The organism is Scrofimicrobium canadense, assembly GCF_009696615.1.
Classification (GTDB): Bacteria; Actinomycetota; Actinomycetes; order Actinomycetales; family Actinomycetaceae; genus Scrofimicrobium; species Scrofimicrobium canadense.
In genome coordinates, this window is the sequence record NZ_VULO01000003.1 from 161514 (window position 1) to 184426 (window position 22913).

The window sequence follows — 22913 nt, forward strand, 5'->3', positions numbered from 1 at the left end:
GAATGCAACCGTGACTCTTCCGGGGTCAAAGTCTGAGACTGCACGCGCATTGGTGCTGAGGGCACGCGCCGGCGGGAATATACCAATACTGGGCGCACTGAAGTCACGGGACACCGAGTTAGCACGTCGCGCCCTGATCCCCGGTACTTCCTCAGTGGATTGTGGTCTTGCAGGGACCGTCATGAGGTTTGTCCCAGCTCTTGCTGCATTCAACACTGCCACAACACGCTTTGATGGGGATCCGCACGCCCGCAAGCGTCCAATTGCACCACTACTCGATGCATTGGAACGCTTGGGGGCAAAGGTACGCTACATGGGCGTCCCGGGCTTTCTCCCCTTTGAGATTACGGGACATGGGGGACCGTACCCCGCTGAGGTTGAGCTCGACTCGTCTCAGTCATCACAGTATCTGTCGGCGTTGTTACTGGCTTCGCCTGCCCCACTGAGAATCCATCTGACTGGTCGAGTGCCGTCCGTACCTCATATTCGCATGACTGCACACATGTTGCAGTCTCAGGGAGTAGACGTCCAACAACTTGATGAGCGCACCTGGTTCACCTCCGGGGCGCTCACACACCCCTCGCCCATTCGTATCGATCCTGACCTGTCGAATGCGGGCCCCTTCTTAGCGGCAGCGTTGGTGTGTGGCGGTAACGTGACCGTGGCTAATTGGCCCGAGTCTACCTATCAGGCGGGTGACGCCTGGCGGTGGATTCTCCCGATGTTTGGGGCTGAAGTTTCCTTTACCGACGTGGGACTTCGAGTGACTCACTCTGGAGGGCGCTGGCCTGGGATAGATATCGACCTAGGTGATGTTGGCGAGCTGGCACCCACGGTAGCTGCTTTGGCAGTATTGGGAGAGTCAGAGTCACGCCTTCGCGGAATCGGGCATCTCCGCGGTCACGAAACTGATCGGTTGGCTGCTCTTGCTACAGAAATCAGCAGATGCGGAGGCACATGCAGGGTTGTCGAGGATGGTTTGGTTATTAGCCCAGGCAGGCTGCACCCAGCAGACTTTATTGCCTATGACGACCACCGGATGGCAACTTTCGGCGCAATCTTGGGACTTGCACTTCCTGGTTCTCGGATTAACAACATCGAGACGACAGCAAAAACTCTGCCCGATTTCGTAGCCCGGTGGGATGCGATGTTGCGGGGTGGACGAAGCCCAAAAATAGCGGAGTTGTCTGTTGAGTAGGCGTGACATAGGAACGGATGATCCGCGGGTTCGAGTTCGGCCAGGGCGTTCAACAAAGCCTCGGTCAAAACAGCGTCCAGACTATTCGTCAGCTCCCGTTGGACGAGTGGTGGCTATCGATCGGGGACGGTACAAAGTATTCGCATCTGGCGTCCTTGTGTCGTGTGTGAAAGCCCGTGAACTTGGCCGAGGTGGGGTCGTGATGGGGGACCTCGTTCGGCTCAGTGGTGATGTCGCTGGCAAGGAAGGCACGTTGGCTCGGATTGTTGCCATTGAGCCACGCCAGCATGTGCTACGTCGTTCCTTGGAGGATGCCGAAGGAAAAGCTGAAAAGATCATTGCTGCCAACACAGATTTGATGGTGATTGTCACCGCAACCGCAGACCCAGAACCCCGAGTTGGCATGGTTGAGAGGTGTTTAGTGGCCGCACGTGAAGCACGCGTTCCCGCTCTGCTGTGTATGACGAAAACGGACTTGGCTGACCCGCAGGCATTTATTGATCGTTTCCGAGGCTTCGATCTTGACTGGGTCGCAGCTGCTGGCGAACTGGAGGATCTCCGCGCATATCTTGAGAACAGGTTTTCTGTCCTTGTCGGACATTCTGGTGTTGGAAAATCCACGTTGATCAACCAGCTGGTTCCTGATGCTGACCGGCAGGTGGGCCATGTCAATGCACAGACCGGGAAAGGAAGACATACCTCGACTTCATCAGTTGCCTTGGAGCTACCTGGCGGCGGGTGGGTTGTCGACACTCCTGGGGTACGGTCCTTTGGCCTAGGACACGCTACCGCAGACCATGTGCTTGAAGTATTTCCTGGGTTGAGCGAAGTTGCCGCGACCTGTCTTCCTCTATGCACACACCTCGAAAGTGAGCCTTCTTGCGCTCTTTCTACCGTCGCCGACCAAGAGCTGGTCAGTAGAGCGCGGGCGATTCTCGAGGGGTTGAGTAGTTCCACCACCGGCTAGCGGCAATGTGCATCGGCAAACTTAATGTGCTCAGGGCACATGCACATTGAGCCTCCCCGTGCACATCGGTGCAGATGTTATTCCTTCAGAGCAGCAAGAACCTCTGCGTGCAACAACCCGTTGGTAGCCACCGCATTACCGCCCCAAGGTCCTGGTGCCCCCTCAAGTGAAGTAAAACGTCCTCCGGCTTCCTCAACCACGGGAACCAGTGCTGCCATGTCGTAGAGGGCTAGTTCTGGTTCAGCCGCAATGTCCACTGCCCCCTCGGCCACCAGCATGTAACTCCAGAAGTCACCGTAAGCGCGGGTCCGCCAGCACTCATCCATGAGTCCCCTCATCGCATTGCGTCTGGGACCCCACCCGCCCAATGACGAATAAGAGAACGAGGCGTCTTTTACTTCGCCGACCCGAGAAACCCTCAGTTTGGTGCGACTAGCGAGGCTCCCGCCACAGTATGCACCGTGGCCCGACGCTGCCCACCAGCGCCTTCCTAGAGTTGGCGCCGAGACAACGCCCGCAACAACTTGCCCATCTTCCACAAGTCCGATGAGTGTTGCCCACACGGGGACGCCTCGAACAAAATTATGGGTGCCGTCAATGGGATCCAATACCCACAGTCGCTCTGCATCTGTAGTGCCCCCTTGTTCTTCACCCAGAACCTTGTCACCAGGCCAATATTCTTCGATGCGTTCGCGCAAAAGCTCTTCAGCTGCTTTATCAGCATCGCTGACTAAGGTCATATCTGGTTTTGTTTCAACGCTGAGATCCGCTGCACGAAAACGTGACAAGGTGAGTTGGTCGGCAGCGTCAGCCATATCTAAGGCCATGCGGAGGTCACGTTCGAGGCGCGCAGATGTATTCATAGAATCAGGATACCCAGCTAGGGCCGTGTACCATCGAAGCATGTCACGGTTCCTCATGCTCTCGACGCGAGACAATGATGATCTTGCCCTTGGTGAAAGAAGCGCATTACTCAAATACAGCGGGCTAAACCACGATGAATTGACGTGGGTTCGCTTGGAGCGCGATGCCTTTCCTCGCATCGATTTGAGCGCGTGGGATGGGATTATCTTGTGCGGGTCGCGATTCGATGTGGGCGCTCCTGAATCCTCTAAGTCTCTCAAGCAACAAGAAATCGAAGGAAATCTTCACCGACTTTTGTCAGAAATTATTGCGCGAGATTTCCCTTTTATGGGTATTTGTTACGGGCTTGGCCTTCTGACCGTACAGCTCGGTGGCCGCATGGATACCACCTACTCTGAAGACATCAGCGCTCCGGTTCTCACTCTCACCTCCGAAGGTTTGCGCGAACCGCTACTGTCCAACATCCCTCCGCGTTTTCAGGCCTACGTGGGGCACCATGAGGCAGTATCAGTTCTGCCGCCCGATATGGTAACGCTAGTTCAGGGTCAGGCAGCCCCTACTCAAATGATTCGTATTGGGAAGAATGTTTTTGCAACACAGTTCCATCCCGAGTTAGATCTGGCCGGAATTCAGTTTCGTATCGAGTTCTTTGCTGATGCGGGCTATTACCCTCCAAGCGAGCGCGCACTTGTGGAAGAACGCGTCCTGGGAGTCGATACATCAGCAGCTCATTCCATCCTCCGCAACTTTGCTACAAGGTATGGCTCAAGAATCACAGCTGCCTAACACCGATCGCAGCAGCGGTAATTCGGTGACGTCATACCAGTGAAGCGGTTGTTCAAAAATTTCCTCAACTGCAGCATCAAGCACTTCTTGATCCTCAATATGGAGCATTCTTCGTGCGATGGCTATCCCTCGCTCACTCTCGACATGGAAAGATTCGACGTCATCCCATGTTGTTAGAGGACCTTCACCTACAGCAACAACACGAACTGGAAGTACGCCTTCGGCAAAACTAAGTTCCATGGAGGCAAATGCTGCTTCATACAGTGCCTCTTCTGCAGCATCATCTGAGTTCTCAAGCGGGCACATTCCATCACGACGAGGCGGCCGGACATCGCACAGTTCGCTGGCTTTGAGCGGAAGAAAGATTCTCACGACACGATTGTCTCACTTTTGTAGCAATAACAATGTCGCGGAATCACCGTGGACTGTGGATAAAGGCCTGCACAAACCGAGTGGTGTGCACTTTTGTCCCCTACTATCTGGTTTTCTGCGTGTCATCCACAGTTAAGAAACAGCTTCTTATGAGACTTTCAGCCCATCATGCTAGCCCCATACCCATCGTAGGAAGGACCGCCGTTGACTCGTCGCCGTATCACCAGTCCAGGACCGTGCACTACACGTGAATCCGCTTCCAGAAGACTTATCTCCACAAGACCCGAACGCATCCGCTGGAATGCTGAGGATGCACGAAAAGGACGAAGCCGACCGTCTGAGAGGGCACCGGCTCCCCAAAGCGTATCCCCAAATGACATATCTTCTTATGACAGACCTGAGGCATGGGCTGCAAATCTTGCTCGTGCGCTAGTGGAAGTCAGACTGGGGCGTCGCAGCCTTGGCGGACTTCGACGTTGGCTCCAACCACACTTGTGCGCAGCGCTATTACAACAATCGGAGCTTCCACCACCCAGTTCATGTGCAAGGTCGGCTCGAGTGCGACGCACACGAGTTCAATCTCTCTCCCCAGCGTCAGCAGAAATCTGCGTCATCGTTGAGGACTACGGTCACGTGTATGCCGTCGCTATGCGCGTCGAAAAGCATAGACATCGATGGCATATCACCGCACTAGAAATGGGGTGACTCCCTAGTTCAGCGTTTTTTCTTCTTGTTCTTTGCCCGCCGTTGCGCCCGGTTGCCGCTCTTTGCAGGCTCTTCCGGCGTAGTTCCCTCATATTTGACTCGTTTAGGCTGAGCTTCACGTCCCACTGTGCCCATCACCGACGCGACCTTCGCCATCTGAGCTCCTTGCGAAGGAACATTGACGCGGGCGGTAGTAGGAGTCTCGCTTGGCTCTTTCTTCGCCTGTGCCTTCTCTTGCTCCGATTCCTGCGCCTGGGTGAGAGCCCTGGAGAACTGGTGGGCATATCCGAAGACAGCCTGCACCGACTCCTCACGAATACGCGCCATCATCGACTGAAACATTCGGGCACCCTCATCCTTGTACTCCACAAGGGGGTCGCGCTGACCCATAGCTCGCAGTCCAATGCCTTCTTTGAGATAGTCCATCTCGTAGAGGTGTTCACGCCACAGGCGATCTACCGTAGAGATCACAACTCGGCGTTCAAGATCCCGCATGGGTTCGCTGCCAAGCTGCTGGACGGCGATGGGATTATCATTGATCTCTTCTTCGGTCTTCTCATATTCAGACCGCACATCGGAGCGGATTTCAAAAATCAGATCTTCGCGCGTGGGATGTCCGTCATAGGCATCCAAGACTTCGTCAATCGTGATAGAGACCGGGTAGTACCCTTTGAGTGCAACCCACAGCTCTTCCAGGTTCCAGTCCGCCGGTGAGTCTGCGGCCGTGTGCTCCGCAACCAAGTCACCTACGAGTTGATCCATGAAGAATGCCAACTGATCTTGCATATCTTCACCATCAAGCACTGCCCGGCGTTCCTTGTATACCAACTCGCGTTGACCAGTCATAACATCGTCGTACTTGAGAACATTCTTGCGGATCTCAAAGTTACGAGCCTCGACCTGACGCTGAGCGGATGCAATCGATTTAGACACGATCTTCGACTCAAGAGGAACATCTGTCGGGTACGCACCCGAAGCCATGATTCTCTGGGCCATCGCCGAGTTGAAGAGACGCATGAGGTCATCTTCCATCGACAGATAGAACCGCGACTCACCAGGATCCCCCTGACGGCCTGAACGGCCTCGCAACTGGTTGTCGATACGCCGTGACTCGTGCCGTTCAGAGCCGAGAACGTAGAGTCCTCCTAGCTCCACAACCTCGTCGTGTTCGGCAGCAACTGCACGTTGCGCATCTTCCAGGGCCTGAGGCCAGGCTTCTTGATATTCTTCCGGAGTTTCTACCGGGTCAAGTCCTTGCGCCGCCAGATTCGCCTGGGCAATAAACTCAGAGTTCCCACCCAACATGATGTCGGTTCCACGCCCGGCCATATTGGTCGCAACAGTTACTGCACCTTTACGCCCAGCCATTGCAACGACTTGGGCTTCACGCGCGTGCTGTTTGGCATTCAATACTTGATGAGGAATACGTTTCTCTTTGAGCAATCGGGAAAGAATTTCTGAAGATTCAACCGAGGCGGTACCGACCAACACCGGTTGACCTTTCTTATGACGCTCAGCAATGTCATCAACAATCGCGTTGAGTTTTCCTTCAAGAGTGGCATACACCAGGTCTGGCTGGTCAACGCGGATCATCGGCCTATTCGTTGGAATCGGCACAACACCAATCTTGTAGGTCGAAGCGAACTCAGCTGCTTCAGTCTCGGCCGTACCGGTCATGCCAGCACGTGACCCCTCCGGGTAAAGCCTGAAGTAGTTCTGCAAAGTAATCGTCGCTAGAGTCTGGTTCTCCGCCTTGATCTCTACGCCCTCTTTGGCCTCAATAGCCTGGTGCATACCGTCGTTGTATCGACGCCCCGGTAAAACACGTCCCGTATGCTCGTCGACGATAAGAACCTCTCCCCCATCAACGATGTAATCCTTATCGCGGTGAAAGAGTTCTTTCGCCTTAATAGCATTGTTGAGAAAACCAATAAGTGGAGTGTTCGCCGCTTCATACAGGTTCTCAACGCCCAGTTGGTCTTCGACTACGTCAATGCCTTCTTCGGTGACACCGACAGTCTTCTTTTTCTCGTCCACCTCGTAGTGGACGTCTTTTTCCATGCGCTTGACTATCCGAGCGAACTCTACGTACCAGCGGTTGAGATCGCCCGCGGCAGGGCCTGAAATAATCAACGGCGTACGCGCCTCGTCAATGAGGATCGAGTCAACCTCGTCAACAATCACATAGTTATGTCCGCGTTGCACCATATCCTCGGTACGTTGGGCCATATTGTCGCGAAGATAATCGAAACCAAATTCGTTATTTGTACCGTAGGTAATATCGCATTCGTATTGTTCGCGGCGTTCTTGGGGTGTCTGCCCTGTCAGCACACAGCCGCAGGTCATTCCCAAGAAACGATAAACACGTCCCATCATGTCTGACTGGTATTTAGCCAGATAGTCATTGACAGTGACAACATGTACACCTTTGCCGGTCAGCGCTCGAAGATAAGTGGGCATCGTCGCAACCAGCGTCTTACCTTCACCGGTTTTCATTTCCGCAATGTTGCCGAGGTGGAGTGCGGCGCCCCCCATAATCTGCACATGGAAGGGGCGCAGTTTTAGCACGCGCCATGCAGCTTCGCGGACCGTTGCATAAGCCTCAACCTGAATGTCGTCAAGTGTCTCGCCCTGAGCTAAACGCTCTTTGAATTCGTCTGTTTTCGCACGCAGTTCATCATCAGTGAGGGCTTTGAAGTCCTCTTCCAACGCGTCAACTTGGTCAGCAATACGGTCAAGTTTACGGAGGGTACGGCCCTCACCTGCGCGCAGAATTCTGTCAATGATTGACACTAGGTCTCCTCAAACACTCTTTTTGTCGTGCACATAGCACTCGCCTCAGTCTACGGAAAAGCTGGCGAACATGCGAGGAGCCCCGCAAAAACGGGGCTCCTATCACGTTATGTCTAGGCCACTTCGACCTTGCTATTGAGTCGAACAACACCATAGGTCCATCCACGACGATGGTAAGCAACACAGGGCTGCATAGTCTCTGAGTCAACAAAGAGGAAGAAGGGGTGCCCTACCAACTCCATTTGGTAAAGTGCCTCATCAACCGTCATTGGCTGCGCCTCATGAACCTTTTGCCGAACGATCACAGGTGAATCGCCAACCTGCTCTTCCCGAACCTCTCCGGGAGCCAAATCAGCAGCGCTACGCAGCTGATATTCTTCAGCCTCTGTAAGGTCTGACGCGATGTCTTTCACATCTCCGTGGGAGGCAGCCAACTCTGCCTCTAGGCTGCGAGGATCCACCTTGTAGCGGCGATGGTCTTTACTGCGGTCACGGAGTCTGCGCAGACGTTCAAATAGCTTCCCACACGCAATATCGACTGCCGCATATCGATCAGATGATTCAGCCTCCGCGCGAATAACAGGCCCCTTGCCGTATACCGTTAGCTCTATTCGTTCCGAACGGTCGGCTTGTCGAGGGTTGCGCTCATGAGTGAGCACAACATCAACGCGTTGGGCACGCGGGTAAAACTGCGTAACCTTTGACAGCTTATTTTCCACCGTTTCTCTGAAATCAGGATGAATTTCGGCAAATCGGCCAGTGACGATAATATCCATGGGAGTCCTCCAAGAAGGATAAGAATGTGCGTATCTACAATGTGTCGAGAGACGTGATGCTCTAGGCTACAAACCCCCTTTCTTGATCTCTCAATGATACGTGATAGACAACACACTTGCTAACTGGGGTACGCAGCTGAATGCTTCTGCAACACCCTATCTGAGCACTCAATACACATGAAATCGCTATATCTCAACTGCTTTTCCCACTCTTTGCAACCGTCAAAGGTGAGTATTTTCGCTTCCCGCGAATCCTCATTAATCACGCATAAGCTAAAACAGCACCAGATACTACATGTGGGTCCATTACATGCGACATTTCTGCCAGTGTGGCACCGGTAGTCATCACGTCATCAACCAGCACTACTAGGGTCCCCTTGGGAACTATCGCTGTAGTCTTCATTGCGCCCCGCCTTCCCCTGCGGCGAAGCTCCCCACTGCGAGAGCTCTGAGCTCCCGCACCGAAACGTAGTCGCACGATATCTGCCAACCACGCATCAATGCCCATCTCGGATAAACCTGCCACAACCCCACGGGCGACAATCGGCGTGACATGTCGGCGTTGCCAACGCCGCTTCCAGGAAGAAGGCGCGGGAACTACCCATACCGGATGGTTGTGCACGTCGTCTGATATTGCGGCACCCAAACGCGTTCCAGCAAGCCACAGGAACGAGTCGAGCCGGTGAGTTGCGGCATGCTTGGCTGTGAGTATGAGATTGCGAAGTTCCTTTCGGTAGGCGCCAAGAGCCCAGATTGGAATGGTAGGTACTCCAGAGGAATCATCAATCGCCTTCAACACCGGTTCGCTATCGGCTAGGAGATAACATTGAGAGCACACATCTGTGTCCCAACAACCACAACCTGCACAATAGCGAGGAAAGAGAATGTCGCTGAGGTGTTGCAGGAAATGAGGCATGCCTTAAGTATTTCTTCTCACTCATCCCCGCACCAGGCATGCCGCCACTTCTTGTGGAAAAACGCCCATCGACTGCATGTGACTACCCGGGGAAACTCACGTCTGCAACTTTCTTGCCCAATGGACGCCATAGGGCGCCCGCTCGCGAATAGAGCATATTGTCTGACGTCTGAAGATAGATTCTCGAGGTAGAAGAGGCTCCCGTAATTGCCACTGCGCCGCTTCGACCAGTAGCCACTTGTACAAAACCGCCCAACGGGAGAATCTCCACATCCGGGTCTTCTTCAGTGCCAGTGAGTGTGGCAAGGCTCGTCGCTCCCGCCCAGGTGATGTCGTACACATCGCCTGAAAACTGCTGTGCTTCGGGTGCCCCCAAACCTACGGGAACACCGCGCCCATCGCGAAGAACACTCTGCACAGTTGCTGTTCCCGTCGTACCGGACACCAATGCAAGGTGCACTCCATCGGGAGCCATGGCCGCAGCCCGCAATCGGCCAGAATCGACAATTTCGTTCGTTAGCTGTGCTTGTTCCCCACGCGGACCAACCGCAACGAGTTGTTTGGCGCCATCAGGAACTACCCATACCCATCCCCAACGGTCCACCACTGGAGGAAGGTCTGTGATAATCCCGGTGCTCGCGATGTCTCCATCACGCAGAACAACCAGTTCACGATCAGATAGCCAAGCAACTACCCCATCGGAAGCCGGGCCAATGCCGGGATGACTCACGGAGCCTTGGGTGTCGACGCCAAGTGGCGACCAGCTTTCACCCTCTCCAACGACGATGATGCCGTCCTCGACTCCGACAGCCCTGTCAAGCCACATTCTCGGCCCGAAAGGAGGCACCACCGGTTCTAGTTCTACCCCGTTGAGCGATATTGACACCCCCGTCGTACTGGGTACTTGTGAAAGAGTCGCAGTAACCTGCCATGCCAAGTGGTCACGAACTGCCTGGCCTTCCGGGACAGACCCCACCAGATCTACATTGACAATCTGGTCTTCTCCAGTTTCAACTCCTTGCGTCGGCAGCATCATTGACGTGTTGAGGGCGGTATATACCGCATCATTCAGTTCTGCGCTAGGCCCCGCAATAAGGCCGTTAATCAGATGAGACGCTAGGCGCTTGCTTGGATACCATCTAGGATCGGGCACCAGCGAGTCTTGGGTCGGTGCCAAAAAATAGAGTTGGACAGCCTGGAATGCCGTGAGGAACGAAGGCTGGGACAACAGTACTCCATCATCCAAACGGCTTATTCTCCATTCACCCTCTGAATTCTTTTCGAGGTGGAAGCCCACTCGGGCCTCAGACCCATCGGCGCCCGAAAGCTCTCCTCTCTCGTCGAGGCTTCCCTTCGTGTGAACCGATACTGTCACTTCTGATTCCGAAGGTGCCACCACCTCCGGAGACTCGTCAGCGCCGTAGATGAGCACTGCTGCTTCTGGCTGCCATGTGGCTGCAGCAGTTGCCGTGAGATACTGCCGAGCAGTTTGGTAGTCGTCACTGGCTCCTGCTTGACAAGCTCGAAGAAAGTCACTGATCAACTGGATCTGTGTGGAATCTGCACGTGGTCCCGATCCCATTTGATAGAGGGGATCTCGCGTTGGAGCTTCAATGGTAAAAACCTGAGGGTCCCCAGATTTTGGGAGCGTTGCACAACTGACGCACATCAAGGCGCTGAGCGCCAAAACTAAGAACCTAGTTTTCTTCATCGAACTGCACCTTTGCCACACAGGGAAATTCGAATACGGGCGTGCCTGCTTTGCGCGGAATTGTCATGACGAACACCGACCCTACGCCCAGCCTGCCGTCAACGTGTAGTTGACCACCGTGGGCTGCAACATCTTCTCTAGCGATAGCAAGGCCCAACCCAGTTCCGCCGGTTGTACGTGCGCGGGCAGGGTCCGCTCGAAAAAAACGATCGAAAACTCGTTTCATCGTCTGACTATTCATCCCCACTCCGTGGTCCCGCACGCTCACAGCTACGGAGTGCTCCGATGTAGCCACTGTAACGTCGACAGGCTTACCTTCAGCGTGTTCATAAGCATTCACTAGGAGGTTTCGGACGACTCTTTCAAGTCTCTTTCCATCAGCTTCTGCTGTGGGCCTATCGGGTCGAGGTGACAACGAAACAGAAACTCCCAAATGCTCTGCCAGTTCTTGGTTTTCAGCGATTGTTTTTTCCACCACCATGTAAACATCAACTGTCTCCCAATCTAGCTGCGCAGATTGAGCGTCATAACGCGAAATTTCTAAGAGGTCTGCAAGCATTTCTTCAAGACGCGCGACTTCTGAATGGAGAAGTTCGGCTGAGCGCTTAGGAATCGCATCCAGTTCGTCACGAACGTCGTAGATCATGTCCTCAGCCATACGAATAGTAGTCAACGGCGTGCGTAGCTCGTGAGAAACATCCGAAACAAAGCGCTGTTGCAGCTCGGCTAATTTCCCATACTCGTTAATCTGGTTTTGGAGAGAATCTGCCATGTCATTGAAGGCACTCCCCAGTCGCGCCATTTCATCTTGACCATGGACATCAACTCGGCTCTCTAGATCGCCTGCCGCAATCTGTTCCGCAGCCGCCGCGGTAGAACGCACTGGACGTAGGGTGTGATAGATAAGCGCGAACGTCGCAATCGACATGGCGACCGCAAGAGGAACCGCCGCAACAAAAAAAGTGCGTATTGCCAGACCAACCGTATTTTGTTCGGACTCAAGTGAGTAGACGATGAAGAACTCGTAAGGGCCCGCTTGGGGCACCTCCATCAGATTACCCACGACAATTCCCGGGACGGAACCTCGACCCGATGGAACGGCAACTGACTGCCAGGCAGCTTGTCCCTCACCGACTGTTGTTTGCAGCTGCTCAGTAATGATGGGCCGCAAGCGCGTGTCAGCATATTCATTGATGATGAACGAATCAGAGGACTCGGAAGAGCGAAGCATCATGACGGAGATTACCCCAGCTCCGGCGGCAGAGTCTGCGGTGGCACTGACAAGACCTGCGGTGAGCTCTTGTACCTGATCGACTGTTACCGCAGTGGACTGATCTAGCTGACTCTGTGCTTGAGTGAAGCGAACACTAGCGTCTTCAAGAATCGCTGCTTTTCGGGTTTGAAACATCTGGGTTTGCAGCTGAGAAGCGACAAAAACACCTACTAGAAGCAGTAAAAGCAGCAATACTAGAGCGAGGGTGATCGCAACCCTTGCGGAGAATGAACGCCATAGAGCAAGTTGGGACCACCAGTGCTGCTTATGTGTGGGAGCCTGCACGATACCCAACGCCACGAACTGTGATTACCAGCCCCGGGTTTTCCGGGTCTTGTTCGATCTTTGAACGAAGTCTTTGTACGTGGACGTTGACCAGACGTGTATCCGCAGCATGGCGATATCCCCACACCCGTTCCAAGAGCTCTTCACGTGAGAAGACTTTCCACGGCGTCCGGGCCAGTGTCGCTAAAAGATCGAATTCCAGTGGGGTCAAAGGAACTAGCTCATCGTTGCGTGTCACGCGATGACCTGAGACGTCAATCACCAGATCTCCCAGCTCAATGAGTTCTTCATCTTCCTGGTCGGTTCTTCGCAATCTAGCCTTTACCCGCGCAACCAGTTCCTTTGGTTTAAAAGGCTTAGGCATGTAGTCGTCAGCCCCAGCCTCTAGCCCAGCAACCACATCTGCGGTATCAGATCGCGCCGTTAACATCACAATCGGAACATTGGAGTTGCGTCTGATCATTTCGCATATCTGTATGCCATCAATACCCGGAAGCATCACATCGAGTAACACCAGATCCGGTTGTGTCTCTTGGAAAACGTCGAGGGCAGATGCACCGTCATAGCAGTCGGTTACCTCATACCCTTCGGCTTTCAAGACAATACCAATCATCTCAGCCAGTGCTGCATCATCGTCTACGACTAAAACTCTTGCACCCATGATTCGATAGTGTCACGAAGTTGGGCTGCTGTCACGCGGACCAAATGGTCCCGCCTGAGGTTTTGGGGAAGTGTCTGTCTTTTCGGCCCCCGCGACCACTTCTAATTTTGGGCGATCAGAGTGGGCAGGACCAGGAATATCGGCAGGGACAAAGGCCGTAAAACTGGAGGGAGCACCGACAGCAGCCGGTCTTGCTGCTTCTTTTACAGCTTCAGCCAGCTCCATAAGATCATCGTCAGAGGGTGCTACCTGATCGTAATTGATTTCTAATCTGAGGACTTCCCACCCCTTGGGCACCGTCAGATTACGTAAGTGAGTCTCACATAGGTCATACGCATGGGGCTCAGCCGAACTTGCCAGGGGACCCAAAACTGCCGTCTGAGCAACGTAGTCATACGTCAACGTCCCCATAGCGGCACGCGAACATCCCTGTTTAGAACAATGTCTCACAGTTCCCTCCAACAATCCCATCTAGACTACCTTGCCGCACACTTCCGGATAGTATTCTCACATGACCACGCGCGCAATTGACAGATTCACCTCTCCGCGTCGGCGCAAAGACCGCCACGCGCGCGGCCAAGGAACCCTCCTTCCCCCGACTTTGCCCGTATGGCGAACTCGAAGTGAACAATTTGACGCCTTAGTCCGTCGAATCGTTGCTGAGATGGCGGAACGTTTTCCAGAAATTCACGAGATTGAGTTCGCTGTCGAGGATATCCCCCCCTCTGACCCTGCTCCATGGGAAACCCATGATGTCTGTTTAGCGCGCGCGTTCTCCCGTGACGGGGCACGGGGTCTTCGGGACCGGATCGTCATCTACCGTCATGCAGTAGGTTTGCGTTGCCGCCGTGAGGAAATGTCTGAGTTCTTACGTCTTCTATTGGCTGAGCGCATCTCCCATATCCTTGCTATCACCCCAGAGGACCTCATCTTCTAAGGCTTACCGCCTCGTATGCTTGTAGCAGTGTCCTCAATCAGCGATCGTGACACGCTGCATGAGCTTTTCCACAAGGGTTCCGCCCCCGCCCACAACAACTTCCACAGGGCCAGAACTAGTCACCCCACGGATATTCAACGACATGTATTCAGTATCGTTAACGTCTACGGAAGCCTGACCTGTATCAACTTTTTCTAAGCCAGCAGATTTCAACTCGGCAGCCAAATGATCGTTTATCTCAAAGACAGAGCCAAATGCGGGGGCAATAAGTGTCCGACTCCAGGTTTTCTGCTCGCGCACAACCTTGTCCGTATTCCCTTGAATACCAAATGAGATGCTGGCCGAAACGGGCTTACTCGCCTCCACGACCACGCTCTCATCGCTTAGTCCTTTGAGGGAAACCGATGTGACTGCACCGGGAGGGATTGGAATACTCTCAGCTCCTGGAAGAGGCGAGAGTCCCGTTCCATCGTCCACGTTTACCGTGATAGTTACCTCTGAATCCTCAGGATTCATCACATGAAGAACGGCTTTATGATCACGTTCACTGATTTGGGGGAAAACTGCAGTAGTGTCGGGCTGCGTCGCGCGCATGCGTGCCAGCCCCTGGGATACTTCCCCATCCCATCCAGAGCTCTGCAACCATGCGGCAACACCCATGCCACGGGACTTTATGGACAGTCCAACGGTTGGCTGATCTGGAAACCACGCGGCAACAAGCCACGACCGTACGGATTGGGCTGGGACCGTCAAAGAGGCATCGGGTGAGCCCAGATATCCAGATTCACCGAATCCTTCAATCTCTATTTCCACCGGTTGAGTGGCCGGGTTGACGATCGTAAGTACGGAGTCTTCCTCAGCTTCTGTTGATCCCCCGACGACTGCCAAAAGCTGAGCTGGAAGCACACATTCCTCAACGGATATTCCCTGCTCGGTAACAGCAACAGAAAATGGGGTCGCATCGCGAGGTTGGCCGAGGAGGGGAACCAACGAGGCACCTCCGGAAATCTTCTCGGGATTATTTGCGCCGATTATTCGAGTCTCTTTGGAACCAGCAGATGCCTTCGAGGGGTCGACAAAATCGGGAGGGCATACCAACGACATTTCATCTGTATCGACGGTAACGTCAAAAGTCCTCTGATCTACATCAGCAATGTCAGTAGCACGTGACTGCGGAATCGCGACAACCCCGACTGCTGCCAAGCCGACAACTCCCACTGTTGTAAGGGCTCGCCAGACAATATCTCTACGATTCACTGTCTACCGCCTCCCTGTCTGACTCCAAGTCTTCAGTATCTGAAGCTGTCTCTTGTCTTGGCCCGATCTCTTCTTCGCTAGAGACAGCGTGCCACGTGGTCCGGCGCGGTTTCCAAGGCACCGCCAATGCAAGGGCAACAATGCCGGTCACTGCCCCCAAGACACCCCAGGTTACCTGTGGCGCCGATCGGTACGTGATGACCAGGCGTCCTTCACCACCGGGGAAGTCAAAGCCTTGACGCCACCCGTAATCGACGTCCTCGATGGGCTCTAGTTCTGTCCCATTAAACCAGGCAGACCATCCTGCATCGTGGTTTTCGGCCATGTACAGCGATCCTGAATCGGCCGCAACTGCAACGTCAACGTTTCCTTCACCCGCAGGTATGACATCACCATTAAGAGTGACTCTAGCGGGGATGTTTCCCTGCGGCCGCACCCTCCACAGGGTACCAAGATCGGTCGTGCCAATGCGTTCCATTCCCCCGGAAGCATCGAGATTGTCACGTAATTGCTCATCCTCAGAGTTCTGTGGGATAAGCACCAGGTCAATAGCATGGGACGCTAAAGCCTGCGCGGCGCTTTCTGACGGACGCGCGGCAAGTGTTCCTACCGCTTGAGCCAGCGCAGCATCGCCCTCCAAGGGGCCGTGCCGCAGTCCCCAAGACCGATCGATAACTTGGGTACGCACGCCACGCCACAACTGGGCAGTAACACCATCTTCCCCGGATTGAAGGACCAGCAACCGGCCAGCACGAGGACTCTTTTGGGCTTCTTGGGCAATGACAGGTATAAGCGGCGACGATGCAGGTGCCAGGACAGGAGCAGATAAGAACTGGATGAAAAGAGCTGCGGCTCCGACAAGACCGGCGACACCAATCGTAGAAGCAAGAATGCCACGGCGCCACTGTGCGGCAGAAAACTTCCCCTCATGGGGACGAATGCCACTATGCTTCACCGCGCACATTCCGATCGTGATGAGACCTAAGAAAATCGGTGCCCACAGTGCGGCGGGTGTAAGACTCACTCCGTATGTGCCGATAAGTATTCCAAGACAGCCCACCACGACTACCCCAGTCACGCGAGCAAGCCACGGATGCGGTAATGGCCTCCAGACGGTGACCACGAGAGATCCTAGCGCCCAAAGAATCGTGACGACAGCAGGAATAACGGTCATCAATAGCAGTGGAGAGAAAGACAACGGTTGCGAAGCAATACCCGTCGTATCAAACAGAGCCGCAAAATCCTTCCAAAGAAGCGGCCACGAAGGAAGCAACCACACTGCAGCTGGAACCCATAGGACAGTTGCACCGATAGTTCTCTGCACTACTGTGGCACGCAAACCTTCAGGACATGACCGCGGCAGAGGGCACGGAGTCCAGGCAATAAGATAAGCGACTGGGATGACTATGAGGACGATTCCTGGAGCCGCACTTGAAGCAACGATGAGGGCAAGGGCGCCCAGGGCTCCCCACAGTATCGGATCCGTTGGACGCCACCCGGTGAAGTCTTCTAGCCCGTGTACTCGAAATACAGGGAGCGCTCTGCCTACGCGCCACAGACAAGCAAATACATAGGGAAGGGCCACCCACGCGATCACCTGTCCCAGTTGGCCGTTCTCTAGCGCAACAGTAAGCGGAGGCAAGCCCATCCAAAGCAATCCGACTGCCACTCGAATCGGAAGTGAACGCGACATGCTTCCAGCAAGAGCCCAACCGCCCAGAAAAGCACCGGGCCACGCCAGCATCATCAACACGATACCGAAAGAAAGTGGTGACATACCTGTAAGCGACAAAGGTGCTGTTAGTACGCTTATCACGGTCAGCAGTGACGCCGCTGGTCCGGGAGCTCCGTTACCTCCGGCAGACCATAGAGACCAGGATTGCTCCCACAGTTGAGTCCACGTGGCGGGGAGGTTTATCCAGTCGCCGCCTTCGATTCCTGCGAGGTATCGGTACCACAGAAGATATGAGGTTGCAGTAGTTACGACAAGAGACAGTCCCAGTATGAGGGCGCTGCGACGCCGCGAGCGTTGCCATAACCGCAGCGAAAGAGAGTCCATCCCACCAAGAAGTTCTCGTGGTGTCTTGTCGATCTTGCGGACAGATCGTAGTCGTTGTCGCAATTCCTTACTCGACGCTTCAAGTGGGGTGAGCGCCGACCGTGGAACTCTAGCTGTCCGCCTCACCCGACGTCTGGCCCTTGCTACTGCAGGCAAAGCCGCGATAAGGAGAAAGAATGCCTTTATCTCCGAAGCAGCCAACCGAGGTTGACGAGACACCAACCGACCAATAGCCCGAATTGGTGACCAAATGACTAGCCATATAAGGAGCAGGATCGGCATCAAGGGAGGGCAGGCAACCATCCAGTTGTAGAGCTGAGCTTCGCGCCGTGCACCGTAGGAAGGTATCGGATCGTCTGGAGGAAACGACTGTTGTGCGTGTTCAACGACTGCACGAGGCTCAACGGTGACCCTGTATCCGCTGCGCCGCAACCGCCTACCGTATTCCAGTCCGTCACCAAAGGGCCCCAGGTGAGGATCGAGACCTCTGGTGTGCCTCCACACCTCGGCACGCACCAACATTCCTGCGGTCCCTACCGCTAATACGTCACCCCGGTCGTCGTATTGGCCTTGGTCGATTTCTCCAATACCTGTCAGCGGAAGCCGCCGACCACTCCGGGTCGCTTCTATTCCAACCTCAAGGACTTCGTCTCTTGTCCCCCATCGGACTTGTTTTGGGCCAACTGCAGCGATGGTTCCGCCCCGTTCGGCGCGCATCACCAAAGCCTCAAGAGCCTCTGGATGAGGTTTCGTGTCGTCGTGCAACAACCACATGTACGTATAGGTGCCAACGATAGAGTCACTGGTCAGGGTTGCCCGGATTGCTTCTCCGAAGTTTTTTACTGCAGGAAGATCCACCACCCAGGCTCTAGTTCCAAACAGTTCCCTAAGATGCCGGGCAATGTCGTGTGAATCAGCAGGAGCATCAACGTTGGCGACAATAAGGGTCGTTGGCTGTTTTTTGCTTGCTGCGATTGACTCTATGATCTCTGTGAGGTTCTCGCTGCTTCCTCTTGCAACCACAATGGCCAAAACTCGCGGAAGCGCGATCTTTTCATCGATCATTAGCCTGCTTCGCGGCGAAGGCGACGCCTCTCACGTTCAGAGAGACCTCCCCAAATACCAAATCTCTCATCGTTTGCAAGAGCGTATTCGAGGCATTCTGCACGAACTTCGCATTGTGAGCATACCGACTTGGCTTCCCGGCTAGAACCGCCCTTTTCGGGAAAGAAAGCTTCCGGGTCTGTCTGAGCACACAGCGCTAGTTGTTGCCAGGCAAGGGGTCCATCAAGTGCCTCTGCGGTGTCGTCATCAACCCACGTGATGACGCCCTCACCGAAGATATTCCACACAAGGGCCCCCTCTGAGAAGTAGCTGTCCCACTAATTACACAGGTGTAGTTCTCATTCGTCAAACGGAAACAGCAAACTGTTACGACACGCCGCACGTTTTGGTAATTTGTCACAGTCAGGCGCGTATACTCGCTAAGCTCAAGATGTGGCAGAACAAACTCTTTCTACATTCATAGGAAATCTAGCAGCACTTTCAACTCCTGTGCTGACCTGGTACGGAAAAGATCGTATCGAGCTCTCCGGAGCAAATCTGGCGCGATGGCTCGCAAAGACCGAGAATCTCTTAGCCGAAGAATTTCCATTTGGAGGAGGGACCTATTTGCTGGATGCACCTTTGTCGTGGAGGATTTTTCCGTGGGACGCAGTGTGTAGATTTCGGGGTTGGGTTCTGTCAGACTCTCCTGATTTGTTAATCACTGACTCTCCAATGCCCAATACGGCTGAGGTAGTTGTAGCCCAGCCTCTTGAATCTTTAGCCCTCACATGGCCTACAGAGCTTGCGCCAGGCATCGTCGATGGCGCGGCAGATGTTATGGGTCAAGCGGACCAGCTTCTGGTCCCGTCGTCAGAGACTCTCACCTTTCCTGACGAGGCGAGACGTCGTCTTATCTTCGCTTCTCACAGCACCTATAGAGATGTCCTGGATACCCTGGGGGCAGGTGGCACTGCCGTAGTAGTTGACCCACTCTACGTCTCCGACAAAGTACTTGAGAAAATAAGAGTCCAAGAAAAGGTGTAGCCTCGCACAAGCGATCTCTATTCCTCGATCCAGAAGGTAGTTTTTCCATGACACGCCAGTTGGTCGAATACCAATCCGCTCCCCTGCGCAGCAATGATGGGCTGACCTACGGCGAACGGGTTGCTCTCATTCTTGGAGTTTCGGCGGGACAAGTCGCAAAGACTCTCGTGATTGATTGCGGAACTGAACTCATTGTGGTGATTGCTCCTGCAGATAGAGAAGTCTCACTGAAGCGGATCGCTAGGACATGTGGCGTCAAGAAGGCACATCTGGCAAGTCCCGCACAGGTCCTCAAAGCAACTGGATATCGCCCAGGCGGCGTCTCACCCTTTCTTCGAGGTAAGCCTCCTATAAAGACATGGATAGATTCTTCCCTTGCTGGTCACGACGCCATTTATGTATCCGCTGGGCGTCCTGGAGCAGCCTTCCGAGTATCCCCGCAGGAACTAGCCAATGAGACCGCTGCGCGATTCGTAGAGCTTACCGGTAACTGATTAGTCGTCTTACGGACCCGATGTGCACGGGGAGGTGCGATGTGCGTGCGCCCCCTGCACATTGAGTCACCCAACGCACATTGACAACAATCCACTCAGCGGTTCACTCTCAGCAAATTAACGATATATCGTTGACATGAGAGTTTCTCCGTGTAACGATATATCGGTAACTGTTAAGGAGCAATCATGAGATTCATACATCACCCACACTGCACACCAGAACCAGAAGAACACCGCTATCGCCATCACGAAAACCCCTGGGGACCACCACATCACGGTCATGGTCCCCGCGGTGGCGGCCGGGGAATGCGTGCGCGACGCGGTGACGTGCGTCTAGCTCTTCTATCAGTTCTTGAGGAGGGGCCAGCTAATGGCTACGGACTCATCAAGCGGATTGAAGAGCGCACGGACGGGATGTGGAAAACCAGCCCCGGATCGACATATCCGACGTTGGCGCAACTCGTTGATGAAGGAATGGTCAGTGCCTCACCACAAGAAAACGGAGGAACTATCTACACTCTGACCGATTCGGGTAGAGAAACTCTCCACAATGAGGCAGCGCGCATTGCCGAATTATGGAATGGTCCTAGAGGCGGCTATGAGGGAGGTGCAGAACTGCGTGAGGCGGTCGGCCAGCTCAAGCAGTCACTGCGCGCAGCTGCCATGCGCCTCGATCGCCAAGGACGCCTACGGTTGGTAGACATGATCAAATCACTGCAAGAAGAAGTAGAAAAACTCTAACCCCACTGCAGCTGCACTTGACTCATGAGCTGCCGCATGAGTGCAGCGCGCCAGGGGCTCCATGCTTTTGGCCCAGCACCCAAAGAGTCTGCAAAAGTCAAAGCCTCAAGCATCACCACCATATCCCGACGTCCCGATACCGCGTTCACAAGCGTCTCGCTGGTTAACGGATCCTCAGGATCAGCTTCTGTCGATAGCGTTGCAAGCAGCAGATGGTTTTCAATAAGAGCAATGACATCAGCTTTTTGCGCTATCCCCATCTCGTCTAGAAGTGGAGCGGCCAATGCGGCCCCGTGTGCCGCATGATGCACTCCCCCATGAGGTGGCTGTTTACCTAAGTCGTGCAATAGAGCAGTGAGCAGCAGGGTATCGGGATATGGGATTGGGCGACCGTCCCATTCAGCTTCGGTTCCCGCAATGATCGCCTGTGCTCGAATGACCGTTTCAATGAGATGCCGGTCCACAGTCCATTGATGAAAGTCTGCACTCTGAGGCCGACCTCTAAGCCCAGCCCACTGTGGAATCCACCAGACGGGAATCCCCACACGGTCAAGTTGTTCCCAAGTGTCCCTGAGCCCGGGACCTGCCCCCAGTAAATCAATAAGCGAATCAACGCGTTGCGGAGTCCACTCAAATGGCATTCCGATTGTTTCAGCCATATCTGCCAGGGTGGCTGGAGAGATCGGAATGCGGTGGGTGGCCCCCCAGCACGCTATCTCGAAAACTCGATCAGGGTCATGGGCATCGGCAGGGCGCCTAAAACAGAGAGTTCCCTCAGTTACTTGAAGGGAATCCGAAACCCAGTCAGGATCCACACGGGGCCGCTTGCGCCTCAGAGACAATCCCATAGGGCCCCAGGACTTCTGTGACGCTTTTGCCGCAACAGCCGCCTCTCGCACTTGATCAGAGATGATTTCTGAAGCGTCTCGTAGAGCTCTCATCATGCGCGTCTCTGACGCGTATCCGGCCATTTCCGACACGTCTTCTTGATAGGCACGCATGAGACGGGTGGCCTGGCGTCCTGTCACTCGATGCAGAGCATCGCGCACATCTAAAATAATGGTTTCCGACTGTGCAACCGCTGGTCGGTCAAAATCAGTCAGCCATGATGTCGACAATGCCAACAGGAAGTCCACATCACGGAGCCCACCTTCTGAGTATTTGAGGTCGGGTTCGTTGAGACGGTCGAGTCGGTCGAACCTTTTCCAACGTCGCTCAGCGTCAGCCAACAGATCACCAGCGCGCCGCCTCGCAGCCTTACGATACTCGTCGAGAATCCGAGAGACGGTAGTGCGCGATAGTTCTTCATTTCCGGCTACGTGAGTAAGGTGCAACAACCCGGTCAAGGCAGGAAGGTCGGCGCCTGCTATCTCTGCAGCTTGTGCTGGTGTACGTACCGAATGGTCGACTCCCAACCCAGAGTCCCACAGCCCTTGAACAAACTGTGTGATCGCCTCTTCACCATCGTCTAATCGCGAAATCGGCCCGGGTAAAAGGACAACTACATCGAGGTCGGATCGTGGCCCTCCAACATCTCGACCGAAGCTTCCCACCAGCCCTAATGCCGCCCCTGGAAGAGCTTCCTCCACCTGTTTCCACCTGTCTATCAAATATTCTCTGACAAGGTGGGAATAGCTGGAGCGCTCCGGGGCGGCATCGAGTTGTTCGCTGAGTTTCACAATGCGTTAGAACCACGTTCGCCAGTTCGGACACGGATTATTTCTTCGACTGGAGTCACCCACACCTTCCCGTCGCCGATCTTCCCGCTAGCTGCAGCTTCAACAATGGCATCAAGAGCTGCGGGAACAAGATCGTCTTCAACAAGGGTCTCTAAGCGAATCTTGGGAACAACTGTAATGTTGTACTCGGCCCCTCGATAAAACTCACTATGTCCCTTTTGCCGTCCCGACCCAGATGCCTCGGAAATAGTAGCCCCGGTAATACCGATAGCTTCCAGAGCTTCCCTCACCGCACCCAAACGGTGCGGCTGAATGATTGACGTAATCAGTTTCATTTCGCGTCCTTAC

At 54.3% G+C, this 22913-nt stretch carries 22 protein-coding genes; 8 read left to right on the forward strand and 14 right to left on the reverse strand.

The genetic code is table 11. The features are described from left to right. The first annotated feature begins 10 nt into the window (after window positions 1–10). Both FYJ24_RS03470 and rsgA read left to right on the forward strand, forming a co-directional pair. Window positions 11–1198: a 3-phosphoshikimate 1-carboxyvinyltransferase gene (locus tag FYJ24_RS03470; RefSeq protein ID WP_318656498.1), complete on the forward strand. Its 1188-nt coding sequence runs from the start codon at window positions 11–13 to the stop codon at window positions 1196–1198. Next, window positions 1191–2165, forward strand: coding sequence for a ribosome small subunit-dependent GTPase A (gene rsgA / locus FYJ24_RS03475; RefSeq protein WP_154543624.1), 975 nt, complete (start codon window positions 1191–1193; stop codon window positions 2163–2165). Before FYJ24_RS03470 ends, rsgA begins: the two co-directional genes overlap by 8 nt. A gap of 77 nt (window positions 2166–2242) precedes the next feature. Here the strand turns inward: rsgA and hisN are convergent, their stop codons facing one another. Next, window positions 2243–3028, reverse strand: a complete 786-nt coding sequence (hisN, locus tag FYJ24_RS03480) for a histidinol-phosphatase (RefSeq protein WP_206192474.1) — start codon at window positions 3026–3028, stop codon at window positions 2243–2245. A gap of 40 nt (window positions 3029–3068) precedes the next feature. On the opposite strand from hisN, the gene FYJ24_RS03485 reads away from it, so the two are divergent. Continuing rightward, window positions 3069–3815: a glutamine amidotransferase gene (locus FYJ24_RS03485; protein ID WP_206192475.1), complete on the forward strand. Its 747-nt coding sequence runs from the start codon at window positions 3069–3071 to the stop codon at window positions 3813–3815. On the opposite strand, the gene FYJ24_RS03490 is transcribed toward FYJ24_RS03485, so the two are convergent. Further along, window positions 3795–4187: a hypothetical protein gene (locus FYJ24_RS03490; protein WP_154543630.1), complete on the reverse strand. Its 393-nt coding sequence runs from the start codon at window positions 4185–4187 to the stop codon at window positions 3795–3797. The two genes, FYJ24_RS03485 and FYJ24_RS03490, sit on opposite strands and share 21 nt — an antisense overlap. A gap of 204 nt (window positions 4188–4391) precedes the next feature. Between FYJ24_RS03490 and FYJ24_RS12835 the strand changes: the two genes are divergently transcribed. After that, on the forward strand, window positions 4392–4892 hold the full coding sequence (locus tag FYJ24_RS12835) for an Rv3235 family protein (protein WP_225871964.1): 501 nt from the start codon (window positions 4392–4394) through the stop codon (window positions 4890–4892). Window positions 4893–4901: 9 nt separating this feature from the next. Here the strand turns inward: FYJ24_RS12835 and secA are convergent, their stop codons facing one another. From secA to FYJ24_RS03530, 7 genes are all read right to left on the reverse strand, one after another. Next, window positions 4902–7685 carry a preprotein translocase subunit SecA gene (gene secA / locus FYJ24_RS03500; RefSeq protein WP_318656499.1) on the reverse strand — a complete coding sequence of 928 codons (2784 nt, stop codon included), beginning with the start codon at window positions 7683–7685 and terminating at the stop codon, window positions 4902–4904. Between the two features lie 113 nt (window positions 7686–7798). After that, window positions 7799–8461 (reverse strand): ribosome hibernation-promoting factor, HPF/YfiA family, encoded by a 663-nt coding sequence (gene hpf / locus FYJ24_RS03505; protein WP_154543634.1) that lies wholly within the window; start codon window positions 8459–8461, stop codon window positions 7799–7801. A gap of 262 nt (window positions 8462–8723) precedes the next feature. Next, a complete protein-coding gene (locus tag FYJ24_RS03510) occupies window positions 8724–9377 on the reverse strand; it encodes a ComF family protein (RefSeq protein WP_154543636.1) in 654 nt (217 codons plus the stop codon). Window positions 9378–9459: 82 nt separating this feature from the next. Further along, on the reverse strand, window positions 9460–11088 hold the full coding sequence (locus FYJ24_RS03515) for an LpqB family beta-propeller domain-containing protein (protein WP_154543638.1): 1629 nt from the start codon (window positions 11086–11088) through the stop codon (window positions 9460–9462). After that, entirely contained in the window at window positions 11075–12661 is a 1587-nt protein-coding gene (gene mtrB, locus FYJ24_RS03520) for an MtrAB system histidine kinase MtrB (RefSeq protein ID WP_318656500.1), read from the reverse strand. The genes FYJ24_RS03515 and mtrB overlap by 14 nt, the downstream gene beginning before the upstream one ends. Continuing rightward, entirely contained in the window at window positions 12627–13307 is a 681-nt protein-coding gene (gene mtrA / locus FYJ24_RS03525) for an MtrAB system response regulator MtrA (protein WP_154543640.1), read from the reverse strand. Before mtrA ends, mtrB begins: the two co-directional genes overlap by 35 nt. Window positions 13308–13319: 12 nt before the next feature. Then, window positions 13320–13778 (reverse strand): DUF3499 domain-containing protein, encoded by a 459-nt coding sequence (locus FYJ24_RS03530; RefSeq protein ID WP_154543642.1) that lies wholly within the window; start codon window positions 13776–13778, stop codon window positions 13320–13322. A 40-nt stretch (window positions 13779–13818) separates the two neighbouring features. On the opposite strand from FYJ24_RS03530, the gene FYJ24_RS03535 reads away from it, so the two are divergent. Continuing rightward, window positions 13819–14244, forward strand: a complete 426-nt coding sequence (locus FYJ24_RS03535; protein ID WP_154543644.1) for a metallopeptidase family protein — start codon at window positions 13819–13821, stop codon at window positions 14242–14244. Between the two features lie 33 nt (window positions 14245–14277). On the opposite strand, the gene FYJ24_RS03540 is transcribed toward FYJ24_RS03535, so the two are convergent. The 3 genes from FYJ24_RS03540 to FYJ24_RS03550 are packed head-to-tail and all read right to left on the reverse strand — an operon-like array spanning window position 14278 to window position 18885. Beyond that, entirely contained in the window at window positions 14278–15501 is a 1224-nt protein-coding gene (locus FYJ24_RS03540) for a DUF5719 family protein (protein WP_154543646.1), read from the reverse strand. Then, window positions 15491–18625: a glycosyltransferase gene (locus FYJ24_RS03545; protein ID WP_154543648.1), complete on the reverse strand. Its 3135-nt coding sequence runs from the start codon at window positions 18623–18625 to the stop codon at window positions 15491–15493. The genes FYJ24_RS03540 and FYJ24_RS03545 overlap by 11 nt, the downstream gene beginning before the upstream one ends. After that, on the reverse strand, window positions 18625–18885 hold the full coding sequence (locus FYJ24_RS03550; RefSeq protein WP_404814692.1) for a WhiB family transcriptional regulator: 261 nt from the start codon (window positions 18883–18885) through the stop codon (window positions 18625–18627). The genes FYJ24_RS03545 and FYJ24_RS03550 overlap by 1 nt, the downstream gene beginning before the upstream one ends. A 172-nt stretch (window positions 18886–19057) precedes the next feature. Between FYJ24_RS03550 and FYJ24_RS03555 the strand changes: the two genes are divergently transcribed. The 3 genes from FYJ24_RS03555 (at window position 19058) to FYJ24_RS03565 (ending at window position 20886) form a co-directional block, all read left to right on the forward strand. Then, on the forward strand, window positions 19058–19651 hold the full coding sequence (locus FYJ24_RS03555) for a hypothetical protein (RefSeq protein ID WP_154543650.1): 594 nt from the start codon (window positions 19058–19060) through the stop codon (window positions 19649–19651). Window positions 19652–19698: 47 nt separating this feature from the next. Continuing rightward, window positions 19699–20145: an aminoacyl-tRNA deacylase gene (locus FYJ24_RS03560; RefSeq protein ID WP_154543652.1), complete on the forward strand. Its 447-nt coding sequence runs from the start codon at window positions 19699–19701 to the stop codon at window positions 20143–20145. 186 nt (window positions 20146–20331) lie between these two features. Next, a complete protein-coding gene (locus FYJ24_RS03565; protein ID WP_154543654.1) occupies window positions 20332–20886 on the forward strand; it encodes a PadR family transcriptional regulator in 555 nt (184 codons plus the stop codon). Here the strand turns inward: FYJ24_RS03565 and FYJ24_RS03570 are convergent. Both FYJ24_RS03570 and FYJ24_RS03575 read right to left on the reverse strand, forming a co-directional pair. Continuing rightward, window positions 20883–22565, reverse strand: coding sequence for a [protein-PII] uridylyltransferase family protein (locus FYJ24_RS03570; RefSeq protein ID WP_154543656.1), 1683 nt, complete (start codon window positions 22563–22565; stop codon window positions 20883–20885). The genes FYJ24_RS03565 and FYJ24_RS03570 overlap by 4 nt on opposite strands. Further along, window positions 22562–22900 (reverse strand): P-II family nitrogen regulator, encoded by a 339-nt coding sequence (locus FYJ24_RS03575; RefSeq protein WP_154543658.1) that lies wholly within the window; start codon window positions 22898–22900, stop codon window positions 22562–22564. The genes FYJ24_RS03570 and FYJ24_RS03575 overlap by 4 nt, the downstream gene beginning before the upstream one ends. Window positions 22901–22913: the final 13 nt, after the last annotated feature.